Source organism: Dactylosporangium sp. NPDC049525 (genome assembly GCF_040676755.1).
Taxonomy (GTDB): domain Bacteria; phylum Actinomycetota; class Actinomycetes; order Mycobacteriales; family Micromonosporaceae; genus Dactylosporangium.
This window is the reverse complement of sequence record NZ_JBFAPO010000092.1, coordinates 22,082-33,544: the sequence shown is the minus strand read 5'-3', so window position 1 is coordinate 33,544 and position 11,463 is coordinate 22,082. Positions and strand designations below refer to the sequence as shown.

At 68.7% G+C, this 11,463-nt stretch carries 11 protein-coding genes and 1 pseudogene; 5 read left to right on the top strand and 7 right to left on the bottom strand.

Annotation, left to right across the window (positions count from 1 at the left end; all coding sequences use genetic code 11):
- Window positions 1-614 (bottom strand): acyl-CoA dehydrogenase family protein (locus AB0K00_RS54215; RefSeq protein ID WP_363538903.1); only part of this gene is annotated, 614 nt, incomplete at its 3' end.
- Window positions 615-1,094: 480 nt separating this feature from the next.
- Between AB0K00_RS54215 and AB0K00_RS54210 the strand changes: the two genes are divergently transcribed.
- The 3 genes from AB0K00_RS54210 to AB0K00_RS54200 are packed head-to-tail and all read left to right on the top strand — an operon-like array spanning window position 1,095 to window position 4,138.
- Window positions 1,095-2,147 (top strand): beta-ketoacyl-ACP synthase III, encoded by a 1,053-nt coding sequence (locus AB0K00_RS54210; protein WP_363538901.1) that lies wholly within the window; start codon window positions 1,095-1,097, stop codon window positions 2,145-2,147.
- Window positions 2,148-2,191: 44 nt separating this feature from the next.
- Window positions 2,192-2,995 (top strand): SDR family NAD(P)-dependent oxidoreductase, encoded by an 804-nt coding sequence (locus AB0K00_RS54205; RefSeq protein WP_363538899.1) that lies wholly within the window; start codon window positions 2,192-2,194, stop codon window positions 2,993-2,995.
- 18 nt (window positions 2,996-3,013) lie between these two features.
- Window positions 3,014-4,138, top strand: a complete 1,125-nt coding sequence (locus tag AB0K00_RS54200) for a 3-oxoacyl-[acyl-carrier-protein] synthase III C-terminal domain-containing protein (RefSeq protein ID WP_363538897.1) — start codon at window positions 3,014-3,016, stop codon at window positions 4,136-4,138.
- Window positions 4,139-4,304: 166 nt separating this feature from the next.
- On the opposite strand, the pseudogene AB0K00_RS54195 reads toward AB0K00_RS54200, so the two are convergent.
- Together AB0K00_RS54195 and AB0K00_RS54190 are read right to left on the bottom strand one after the other, a co-directional pair.
- Window positions 4,305-4,792 (bottom strand): annotated as a pseudogene (locus AB0K00_RS54195) (IS5 family transposase); the annotation flags it as partial.
- 119 nt (window positions 4,793-4,911) lie between these two features.
- A complete protein-coding gene (locus AB0K00_RS54190) occupies window positions 4,912-5,976 on the bottom strand; it encodes a reverse transcriptase domain-containing protein (protein WP_363538895.1) in 1,065 nt (354 codons plus the stop codon).
- A 359-nt stretch (window positions 5,977-6,335) separates the two neighbouring features.
- On the opposite strand from AB0K00_RS54190, the gene AB0K00_RS54185 reads away from it, so the two are divergent.
- Window positions 6,336-6,761: a hypothetical protein gene (locus AB0K00_RS54185; RefSeq protein ID WP_363538893.1), complete on the top strand. Its 426-nt coding sequence runs from the start codon at window positions 6,336-6,338 to the stop codon at window positions 6,759-6,761.
- A 288-nt stretch (window positions 6,762-7,049) separates the two neighbouring features.
- Here AB0K00_RS54185 and AB0K00_RS54180 read toward each other — a convergent pair whose 3' ends face one another.
- Both AB0K00_RS54180 and AB0K00_RS54175 read right to left on the bottom strand, forming a co-directional pair.
- On the bottom strand, window positions 7,050-8,162 hold the full coding sequence (locus tag AB0K00_RS54180) for a ScyD/ScyE family protein (RefSeq protein ID WP_363538891.1): 1,113 nt from the start codon (window positions 8,160-8,162) through the stop codon (window positions 7,050-7,052).
- A gap of 376 nt (window positions 8,163-8,538) precedes the next feature.
- Window positions 8,539-9,165, bottom strand: coding sequence for a metal-dependent phosphohydrolase (locus AB0K00_RS54175; protein WP_363538889.1), 627 nt, complete (start codon window positions 9,163-9,165; stop codon window positions 8,539-8,541).
- 250 nt (window positions 9,166-9,415) lie between these two features.
- Between AB0K00_RS54175 and AB0K00_RS54170 the strand changes: the two genes are divergently transcribed.
- A complete protein-coding gene (locus tag AB0K00_RS54170) occupies window positions 9,416-9,790 on the top strand; it encodes a hypothetical protein (RefSeq protein WP_363538887.1) in 375 nt (124 codons plus the stop codon).
- Window positions 9,791-9,849: 59 nt separating this feature from the next.
- On the opposite strand, the gene AB0K00_RS54165 is transcribed toward AB0K00_RS54170, so the two are convergent.
- Together AB0K00_RS54165 and AB0K00_RS54160 are read right to left on the bottom strand one after the other, a co-directional pair.
- The gene (locus tag AB0K00_RS54165; protein WP_363538885.1) at window positions 9,850-10,401 is read right to left on the bottom strand and encodes a hypothetical protein; all 552 of its coding nucleotides are present in this window, start codon (window positions 10,399-10,401) and stop codon (window positions 9,850-9,852) included.
- A 71-nt stretch (window positions 10,402-10,472) separates the two neighbouring features.
- A complete protein-coding gene (locus tag AB0K00_RS54160; protein ID WP_363538883.1) occupies window positions 10,473-11,321 on the bottom strand; it encodes an SAM-dependent methyltransferase in 849 nt (282 codons plus the stop codon).
- Window positions 11,322-11,463: the final 142 nt, after the last annotated feature.

The window sequence follows — 11,463 nt, the reverse complement described above, 5'->3', positions numbered from 1 at the left end:
TCGGGCGTCGACGCGGCGAGGCCGGGGGCGTCGGCGGGCACGAGAAACGCCGTGATGCCATCGGCTCCGGTGTCGGCGGTACGGGCGAAGACGGTGTAGAAGTCGGCGACGCCGCCGTGGGTGACCCAGGCCTTCGCACCGTCGATGATCCACGTGTCGCCGTCGCGCTGTGCGCGGGTGGTCAGCGAGGCCGGGTCCGAGCCGGCGGAGGGCTCGGACAGGCAGTAGGCGCCGAGCTGTCCCGCACCGAGCATCTCGGGCAGGTAGCGGGCGCGTTGCTCGTCGCCGCCGAACGTGGCGAGCGGATGGCAGGCGAGGGTGTGCACGCTGACCCCGAGCCCGACGGTCAGCCGGGCCGCAGCGAACTCCTCCAAAACCTGGAGGTACACCTCGAACGGCTGTCCGCCGCCACCGTACCGTGCCGGGAACGGCAGCGTGAGCAGGCCGGTCTTGGACAGCAACGCGAATATTTCCCGCGGGAACTGTCCTGCCTCCTCCTGCTCGGCGGCTTGGGGTCCGATCTCACGATCGGCGATATCTCGCGCCAGCGCGAGCAGGTCACGCGCGTCCTGGTTGGGTAATGTCCGGTCCACCCGGGCTCTGGAATCGACCATGACGGGCATCCTTCTCACCACAGAGAATGCGGGGCGTAAAATGGCGTGAATGCGCAAATGGGGGACGCAGCTGACATCCGGCGTCGCCGCACCCGGAATTGACATCTAATCAACGATAGTGATCACATTGAGGCGATTGCTTCGAAGCCTGAGAACTGTACGTCCGGGCATCCCTGGTGTCAACGGACCTCGTCCCACGGCGCGGAACGGTTCGTGCCAGATCCTGTCGACTCATTAGTGATCAGCAATTCTTCCTTGTCCTGATCTCAGACGAGGGCTATGCTCACCCCTGCATAACCTGTGGTGTCATCGGATGCCGTCCGGCTGTTCAGATCCCCTTGACACGATCTGTCTTTCGAGATCGCCATGTGGAATAGAACGCGATTCTGGCCTGGCGTCCGTTGACCGTTGACGAATGCCGCCCGATGCGGCTTTCGTACCCCGCCGGACACTTGAGACGAGGCGGCAGGAGTTCGGGAAATGAACGGCACGACGGAAATTCGACGGGTCGGCGATCGGGACGCGCGGGCCGCGGTATTGGCCGGGCTGGGCGGCTACCTGCCGCCTCGGGTGGTGACGAACGCCGAGTTGTGCGAGACACTGGACACCAGCGACGAGTGGATCCGGTCCCGGATCGGGGTTTCCTGCCGCCACGTCGCCGACGGGGAGGCGACGGTCGATCTGGCAGTGCGGGCCGGCCGGTGCGCCCTGTCTGCGGCGGCCGCGCACACCGTCGACGCAGTGTTGCTCGTGACCACGTCGGCGGACCGGTTGTGCCCGGCTGGGGCACCCGAGGTTGCCTCCCGATTGGGGCTCGGACCGATCGCGGCCTTTGACATCGCCTCCGGATGCAGCGGTTTCGTCTACGGCCTGGCCGCCGCGACATCATTGCTGTCCTGCAGGCTCGTCGACAGTGTCCTGCTGATCGCCTCGGACGTGTTCACCACGATGGTCGATCCCTCGGATCGGCTCAGCGCGGTGATCTTCGGGGACGGCGCGGGCGCGGTCGTGCTGTCCGCCGGCCATCCCGATCAGGCCGGCGCGCTGGCCGCCTTCGACCTGGGCAGTGACGGGACGAACGCGGATCTGCTGCACGTCCCAGGCGGAGGTTCCCGGGACCGCAAACAGGCCGGTGGCTACTCGGGCCGGTCTGCGCCGTACTTGCAGATGGACGGCCGCCGCGTGTTCACCCTGGCCGTCGACGGCATGTGCCGGTCGGTGGGTCATGTCCTGGCCCAGGTCGGCTGGACGGTGCCCGACGTCGATGCGGTCGTCGCGCACCAGGCTAACCAGCGGATCCTCACTGCGGTCGGCGCGAGCCTAGGCCTGGACGGTGCAAGGGTGCTGTCCAACATCGGCCAGGTCGGCAACACCGCGGCAGCCTCGATACCGCTGTTGATGGCGCAGGCAGCCGCCGCCGGCACCCTGCGCGCCGGGCAGCGGGTCGTGCTGACCTCGTTCGGCGCCGGCCTGGCCTGGGGGTCGGCCGCCCTCGTCTGGCCCGACGTTCGGGCGGTCGTCGAACAGTTCTGACCGTCACAGCGTTGACCGCCACTGCCCCGGGAGGATGAGCGACCATGAGTCCGAGTCCGGCCACGCCGGTAGCCCTGATCGCGGGCGGGAGCTCCGGCCTGGGCCTCAGCGCCGCCCGCCATCTGCTCAAGCGAGGCCTGACGATTGTCGTGCTGGGGCGCGGTGAGGACGCCGGTCGCCGCGCGGCCGCTGGGTTGGGCACCGGCGCGTCGTTCATCGCCGGTGACGTCGCCTCACCTGCCGACGTCAGCACTGCCCTCGACCGCGTCGAAGCGGCCGGGACGCTCCGCGTCGTGGTCAACTGTGCCGGGATCCACCGCCCCGGCAAGACCCTCGGCCGGAGCGGCCCGCTGCCGCTGCCGGAGTTCACCGAGCTGGTCACCGTCAATCTGGTCGGCGCGTTCAACCTCGTCCGTCTGGCCGCGGCCCGGATGGCGACCAACTCGCCCGTCGACGGCGAACGCGGCGTGCTCGTCCTGACCGCCTCGGCCGCCGCGTTCGAGGGACAGCGCGGCCAGGTCGGCTACGCCGCCGCAAAAGCCGGCGTCGTCGGGATGACCCTGCCCCTGGCCCGGGACCTTGCCGGCTATGGCATCCGCGTGGTCACCATCGCCCCCGCGCTCTTCGACACGCCGATGCTGCACGCCCTACCGGACAACGTCCGGCAGAGTCTGCGCGGCGAGCTGGCCTACCCACGCACGTTCGGAGATCCCGAGCATTTCGCCCTGCTCGTCGAGCACATCGTCGACAATCCGATGCTCAACGGAGCCACCCTCCGGCTCGACGGCGCCGTACGACTACCGTCCGGGCTACCCCGCGCAAACCAACCTCCCACGCCCGCCTCATAAACCGACATCGGATCTGCCATGACCGACAGCCCGTTGCCCTTTCCCTACGCCATCACCGGCGTGGCCACCCAACTCGGCAAGGTCATTCCCATCGACGACTGGGCCGAACTCGCCCGCCTGCCCAACCGCAAATGGCCACAACACCACCTGCACGGCCAAGACCTGGAACACATCCTGGGTGTGCACGCGAAAAGTTTCGACCCCGACCTGTTCGCAAACCTCGACCCGATCGTCCACACCGCCAACGCCGCCCTGGAGTCCGCACGCCTGAGCCCCGCGGACCTCGACGCGTTGATCGTCGCAACCGGCAGCTCCTACCAGAACAAGCTCGACCAGGACGCGTTCACTATCGCCCGCCGGATCGGACTGCCCGACACCGTCCCGCCCATCCAGATGGGCACCGGCTGCGCCGGCATCGCCCGCGCCGCCGCCCACGCGGCCCGCAGCACGTACCGGCACGTACTGATCGTCACCTATTTCATCCCCAGCGTGTCCATGTTCGATAGCAACGGGCAACTGCTGCCCGTCTACCGCACCAGCGTGGACGCGCCGCTCATCACCTGGGCCGCACCGGCCACGTTCTCCGACGCGGCCGCCGCCATCCTGATCAGCCGCAGCGACACCTGCGGCGGAATCGTCTTCTACTCACGCGACACCACCGCGTTCGGAGACGAGCCCGGCCTGACCGACCCACTGGTCCACTACCTCGACACCATCCCCACCGACCATCCCACCAACCATCCCGCCGGGCAGCGCACCGGCCGGTACGCCCTCAACCCACCCGAAATCCGCCACTACTACCCCCGCGCCATGATGCTCAACCACCACACCCTCAGCGCCGCCGACCCCCACTACCCCACCCAGGTACGCCGCATCTACACCCACCAAGCCGGACCCGAGCTCGTCCACGATTTCGTCCACACCGCCGGCCTGCCGCTGGACAAAGTGCCCAGCAACGCCGCAGACATCGGCAACACGGTATCCGCCTCCACGCTCCTGCTCCTCCACGACGACATCCGCCACCACCAAGTCACCAACGGTGACCGCATCTGCATCAACGTCGTCGGTTCCGGCCCGGAACGGGGCGCACTCACCACCACCATCCAACTCCCCGAGGCACACGGCCACGCAGGACGCCTCTGATGACATTCCATCACCTCCGTCGGCCTAGTGTGGCTACCGCACCCACTGAGTCGCCCTCGTGCAAGGCGTCGACGACAAGCAGCACCGGCGCACTCGGTGCCATCCCACCCACGAGCGCGACCCGCCGGTGATCGTGAACACTGTGGCGTTGCCCTGCCGGGTCGACCCGGTACACGCCCAGGCCGGAGCCGTGGGGTTGGCCGCGGCGGGCGATGCGCGGTCGGATGCCTTTGGCGCGTACGGCTTTGCGGTACGTGTCGTGGTCGTAGGCACGGTCGGCGAACAGTTCGTCGGGGCGTTGTCGCGGGCGACCGCGGCGGCCCCGCACTGGTGGGATCTTGTCGAGCAGTGGGAGCAGTTCGGTGATGTCGTTGCGGTTGCCGCCGGTCAGTGATGCGGCGAGGGGGATGCCGGCGCCCTCGGTCAGGACGTGGTGCTTCGAGCCCGCTCGGGCGCGGTCGACCGGGCTCGGACCGCTTTTGGGCCGCGTCGCGCGGCTCGTACGTGGGAGGAGTCGATGACCGCCCGGGACCAGTCGAGCTTGCCCGCGGCATGCAGTTCGGCGAGGAGCAGCTCGTGCAGCCGTTGCCACACTCCGGCGGCGTTCCATTCCTCGAGGCGCCGCCAGCAGGTCATCCCGGAGCCGAACCCGAGTTCCTGGTTGAGTCGGCCTGGGACGCGGCGCCGGCGTTGCCGCTGGTCCGTTTTCCCAGGCCGCTCGCCGAACCCGGCGTGCGTCTCTCAACGCACCGGGCTCTCCACGGTCTGTGCCGTCAGGCTGTTCCAGTGGCCCAGGGGGTGGGGATCTTGCTGCCGCAGTAGCGGTACCGGGTTACCGGGATCGCGCTGATGCGTGCGAGCTTGATCTCTCCGGCCGCGATGGGCAGCCAGTGCCCATCGGGTGTGGTGTGCCAACGCCGGAACTCCTTCCAGCTCCACCGGTGCCGGGTGCGCAGCATGTGCACCAGCCGCCACCAGGTGAAGTTGTCCAACGCGTGGAAGGTGTCCTTGGCGACCGCGTGCCGGAAGTAGAACGCCCACCCGCGCAGCACCGAGTTGAGTCGGTGCAGCACGAATCCCAGGTTCTGCTGTGACGTCTTGCGGGTCAGGGCACGCACCTTCGCCTTCACCGACCGCAACGGCCGCTTGCCGACGAAGGTGTAGACGTACCACTTGACCGTTCCTCGTTTGCGGCGCCACCGGATGTGGAACCCGAGAAAATCAACCCCTTCGCTGAGGTGCACGACCTGAGTCTTCGCGGCCGACAACCGCAGACCCAGTGGCGTGAGCACCGCCGCGATCTGGTCACGCAACGCTTCGGTGTCCTGCCGTGTGCCGTTGACCAGCACGAGAAAGTCGTCCGCGTAGCGGACGATCCTCCAGGTCGGCAGACCCTTGACGTGGCGGGTGTGGCGTCGCTTGCCGGTCGACATCGCCCCGCCCGGCTTCCACGGCGCCTGCAGATGCTTGTCCAGCACCGACAAGGCGACGTTCGCCAGGAGCGGGGACAGGATGCCGCCCTGCGGCGTGCCGGTGATGGTGTCCTGAAAGGCACCGAGCTCGGTCAGAACCCCGGCTTTCAGAAACGCCTTCACCAGCAGCAGGACGCGTTTGTCGCTGATCCGAGCACGGACTTCGTCCATCAGCGCGACGTGATCGATCTCGTCGAAACACGCCTGGATGTCCGCGTCCAGGACCCACCGATACCCGTTGGTGCTCAGCAGGTGGATCTCTGCGATCGCGTCGTGCGATCGCCGCAGGGGCCGGAACCCGTAGGAGACCGGCTCGAAGTCGGCCTCGAACACAGGCTCCAGCACCAGTTTCAACGCCGCCTGCACGACCCGGTCCGCGATCGTGGGAATCCCAGCTTGCGGACCTTGCCCGACCCACCCGGCTTCGGGATCATCCGTTCCCGCACCGGCAGCGGCCGGAACGTGCCGTCCTTCAACGACACTCGCAGATCGTGCAGAAACCCCGGGACACCGATACGTTCCTCGACCTCGCTGACCGTGACGCCATCGATGCCGGGAGTTCTCCCGCCCCGGTTCCCCGCGACCCGCTGGGCATGCCCGACGTGCCGAATGCGATCAGGTCGCCGGCCGTCCAACCGTTGCCTGGGGAACGTACGTCCCGCTGATCCGGTTCGTCGACTGCACCGGTCTGCCCCACACCGACCAGTCGCGGAGACTTGCTCTACGTGACCCAGACGACGTTGGCACGCTCCCAACTCGCCGGCCTCATCGCTGCCACGGTCCTGATCGCCGAGGACCCCGACGTCCTCGCCAGCGGGCTGGCCGACGAGCAGTGGAAGGACTTCTACGACACGGCACGAGCTATCGGCGTCGGCGCCGGACATCTGCACGGCGCCGCCGCCGCACTGGTGCTCGGCGGCCACGGCGCAGCGGCAGCGGTCAAGGGAGTCGCCAGGATGGTACGGACTCCCGTCGGCAGAGGCGTGGCTGCGGCAGGCGCGATCGCGTTGCTCGTAGCTGCCGTTCGCTGGGGACCAGCACTTCGCGCAGCTTGGCATCGGGGACAGGCGGCGCGTCACGACATCCTTCGGGAACTCGGCACCAAGACTGCCGAGACTCTTCGTCGCCTTGCTGAGGCAGAGGCGATGTAGCGGGCCGCTGAACGCGGCGACCCCGGCACCCCCTCCTGCACCGGGTGGGCGTGCACGCTCGCGTCGGCGCCCGCTCCGATGACGCACCGAATTGACAGCGACGCTAGGAATCTACGCGCCGCGTGAAGGAAGCATTCGGATCGGGCGTCTGCTCCACAGGTACGCTGCGTTCGTACCCGTCACCAGCTACCGATGGCAGCTCGGCCACGCGGCGGTCGACTTCAACGGCCGCGGCCCAGCCAGGGCGCCTGTCGAAGCGAGACGCCATGACCGGGTCGAAGCCGCAGCTCAGGCGTAGATGCGCAGCACCTCACCGCCGCCCGCGAAGATCGACTTGTTCGTGACGTAGATGGCGCCGTCCGCACCGACAGCAACGCCGCCGGGGGACGTCAGCTTCCCCTCCGCCAGCTCGGTTCGTTCTGCCCCACGCTCGACGTCCACCCGGATCAACGCGCCGTTAGGGTCGCCGGCGCCCAGTCCCTCCTTGGAGATCTGGAGCACCAGCAGGCGCCCCCGCCGGTCGAACGCGATGTCGATGATGTTGGTGAAGCCGGTCGCGTACACCTGGGGTGCCTGGTCCGGCGCGATCCGCCACACCCGCGCGGCGCCCTTCACGAAGGGGAAGCCGGTCAGCTCACCCACGTAGAGCGCGCCGTCCGGACCCCGCGTCACGGTCATCGGCACCGCCTGCATCGGGATCTCCGCCGACGGGGGCGGGGAAGGCGACGGAACCATCCGGGCATGGAAGACCGCCGCCGTGGAGATCTTGCCGGACTTGGTGACCATGAGCAGGTCGTTGGCACCCGGGTCCGTGGCGAACGCGCCAAACGGCGTGGCCAGAATGCCGTACGGGTTGGAGCCGATCAAACTGCCCGGGTCGCCCTGGTCGGGGTTCTTGGCCTCCTCGTACGCGTTGAGGTCCGCGATCGGCTTGACCGCGCCGCCACGTACACCCGGATGCAGGCTCACAACGTGGCCCATCAACCGTGCGCCAGGGCCGAGGAGCGTGCGGGTGCCCAGGTCGTAGGCGCCGCCGATCGTGGCGACCAGCCCCGGCCCGTCAGGCGAAATGTCGTGCAGGCCGATCGCCGAGCTGCCGTCCTCGGCGGCGAGCGACGGCAGGCCGGTGACTACCCGGTGAGGCTTGGCACCCCGGTCGAGCCGTGGCGGGATGGCGGTCAGCGCGGCGCTGGCGCCGAGGCACTGCCGCTCGCCCTCGAGGCCGTTGTCGATGCAGGGACCCGCTCCGCCCCGGCCGGCCTCGGCGACGTACAGCCATCCGTGGTTGCCAATCGCGATGCCGCGCGGATTGTCCAGCCCGCTGGCGATGACCCTCACCGACGGCTCGGCCTCGGCGGCGGATGCGGCCGGCGCGCCGGCCAACACCAGCGCAGCGGCCACGGCACCAGCCGGGACAACGTGACTAGGCTTCATGAACACCCCGTTCCTCGTGTAACTGCAGGTCAATCACAGAACGTCACCCTGCCACTCGGGTTGATGGCCGTCAATGCGACGTTTCGCCGATGGGGTTCCAGGTGCCTGACCGAGGCCACGGCTCCTGCCTCATGGGTCTCTCGGCGCCCTCGGTCCGGACCGCCGTGTCGCCGGTGTGCAAGCCCGTTGAAGCATCCCCAGCCGACCTGAGGCGCCGACGGTGATCGATGACCTGCGCTGCCTCAGATCAAGTGAGACAGCTGTTCGCAGCCCAGCAGGCCGGTTGACGGCTGTTGAGCTGCGCGCCTCCAATTCACTGCCTTGGATTGGCTGAGACGAGACGTCAGAAGAGGATTTGCCTTGGTCCAGCGCACCTGACAAACGCGGGGGTCTGCGGGCAGCAACGTGTCACTTTTACTGTCGTGTGCGCTCCGGGTGTCGACGGTGGTGGAGCGTTGCTGGTGAAGGTTGCTGCCGCGTGTTCGGCTGCGGTGACGAGCCGGGCGAGGTTGGTGCTCATCCGCTCGGGTAGGTGTGCTGACGCGGTGGTGTGGAAGGCGCGGAAGTGGTCGACGCGGTGTAGGAATGCCGTGCGGGTGGCCCAGTAGTTGGCGGCGTCGGTGGCGCGTTCGGCGCGGCCGAGGATCGACCGGAAACTGACGATCTTGTCGGCGGTGCTGGCGTGCAGCGTCCACCGGTCGGCTGTGGACTGGTCGGTGGTGGCGCTTGCGGCGAGGGCTTCGTGTTCGTGTTGCATGCCGCGGACCACCGTGGTGACGGCCGGGCCGAGCCGGGTGGTCAGCAGCGTGTCGAGGTCGATGCCGGTGGGGGCGTATTCGGGGGCGTCGTGCAGCTGCGCCGCCGCGAGGAGTTGCGGCGGCGGGTCGGGCAGGTGCCGGGCGAGGACCGCCGCGACCTTTACGGCGTGGGCGAGTGCTGGGGCGTGGTCGATGACGTGTCCGCGCACCACTGGCGGGCCAACTGCAGGGCGTTGTCCACGATCGGGTGGCGCGGCCGGGCGAGTACGGACGTGGGAACGGGCATTCGTTTGGTCCCTTCGATCCGGTGTGGGCCGGCGCTACGCTGGCCTACGAAAACTGGTACTTCATCACGAGTTGGGTGGGGTTGCTGTGCGGCGCGGTGATCGGCTGCCGGGGTGGCGGGAGGAGTCGTTGTGCGCTGTGTGCCCGGCTCAGCTTCTGGGCGTCGGCGAGTTCGACGTGACCGACCGGCCTGGCCCGCAGTCGCGGTACGACCCGCACGTCGGGTATCGGGTCAACGTGCACACGCTGGCCGCGACGTGTGTCCATCCGTACCGGGTGGGCGTGGCGCCGGCCGCCTACGCCAGTGCCCGCGCGCCGCTGCCCGAGGTTGCGCCGCCCACGCCCGCGCCGCTGCCGATCCATCTGGAACTGCCCGCCGACGTCGTAGATCTGGAGGGGTGGTTCGTCGCCACGCTGCGGGCGTGCCCACCGGAGGGGATGGCCTCCGCGCTGGCACGAGCGGAGGCCACCGCAGCGGCCCGGTTCACCGCACGAGACGTCGTCGCCGCGATGCGCCGTGTGCTGTCCGTGGAGCTGACGCGCCGCGCCTGACCCCACGCAGGCAACGACGATCAGCCAACCCCGGGCCAGATCGACCGAGGCCTGTTTGATCACCGACCGGTCGAGGTCAGCTGACCGGAAGCCGGCGCCGGCGCCGGCTCCTGGTCGCGGTCGCGGTCGCGGTCGCGGTCGCGGTCGAAGTCGATCTCGTGCCGGCAACCGTCGTCGAAGATGCCGATGGACGTGTACCGGTCGTTGAGCACCCGCAACCGGTGGCGGGTCTCGTCGGCGTCGATCCAGTACCGGGCTGGCGGCTCGCCCCACCCTGCCGCTTCGTAGCACTGCGATGTGTAGTCGCCGCGCCGCCACCCGAACCGTTCCCGGTCGGTCATGTGCACGAACCGGATCCCGAGCCGCCGCGTCATGGCCTGGCACAGCGTGTACTGAGTGAGCACGGCGTGCACCATCTCGTCCACCGGGGCGGACACGACCAGCTCGGCCGCCTCCTCATCCTCGCCGGTCAGCTCGTACACCGCCGACTTCAGGCACAGCACCCGCATCGCCTCGGTGAACAGCGGTTCGGCGTCCTGGGACAGGTGGAACCGGGCGATGATCGGACACCCGACTCCGATTCTGGTAGGTGGTTCGGTCGCTGCATGCACATCGCGGCCGTGAGGTCACATCTCGGCCGCCGACCGCGTCAGCGGAGGCGCCCGCGTTCGTGGTTCAGGCTTCATGGCAGTCTTGCCACCGCGACGTCGAACGCGGCGTGTTCGGCGGGTGCCTCGGGTTTCGGGTCCTCGTCCGGGTGCCAGTCGACGACCGACACGAGGCCGGGTTCGATCAGGTCGAGCCCGCTGAGGAACTGTGCGATCTCCTCGCGGGTGCGGGCGCGGAATGTTCCGTGCCCGGCGGCTGGTTGGGCGAGGGCGGTGAGGTTGCGGGTGGTGTTGTCGGGCAGCGGGTCGAAGGTGACGTGGGATAGGGCGAGGAAGCTGCCGGGTGGTAGTCGTTCGATGAGGGTGTTGACCGCTTGGTAGGGGTGGTCGGTGTCGTCGAGGAAGTGCAGGACCGCGACCAGGAGCAGTCCGATCGGCTGGCGGAGGTTGAGGGTGGCGTGTGCCTGGGGGCTGTCCAGGATCGTTGTCGGGTCGCGGAGTTCTGCCTGTAGGTAGCCGACGGTGTCTGGCTGGGGGCTGGTCAGTAGGACGCGGGCGTGGGCGACGACGACCGGGTCGTTGTCCACGTACAGCACTCTGCTGTCGGGGGCGATGGCGCGGGCGGCCTCGTGCACATTGGGTACGGTGGGGTATCCGGTGCCGATGTCGAGGAATTGGCGGATGCCGGCTCGTGCCAGGCACCGTACGGCGCGGATCAGGAACTTGCGGTTTTCTCGGGCGGCGGCGCGGATGTGTGGGAATGTGCGGGCGAGTTCGTCGGCGGAGGCGCGGTCGGCGGCGAAGTGGTCTTTGCCGCCGAGGAGGTAGTCGTAGCGGCGGGCTGGGTGCGGTCGGCTGGTGTCGACGCCGAGCCGGTCCAGGTCGACCGGTCGTTGTGGTGTGCCTGCGTGGCTGGTGGTCATCGCTGTCTGCCGGCCGGTGTCTGGTGGTGGGTCATGGCTGGGCCTGCGGCCGTGGTGATGTCGGTGCGGTGTTGAGGTGGCATGTTTCGTGGTGGCATGGGTGTGGGTGGTACGTCTGGCTGTGCTCGGTGGCTGTGCTGGC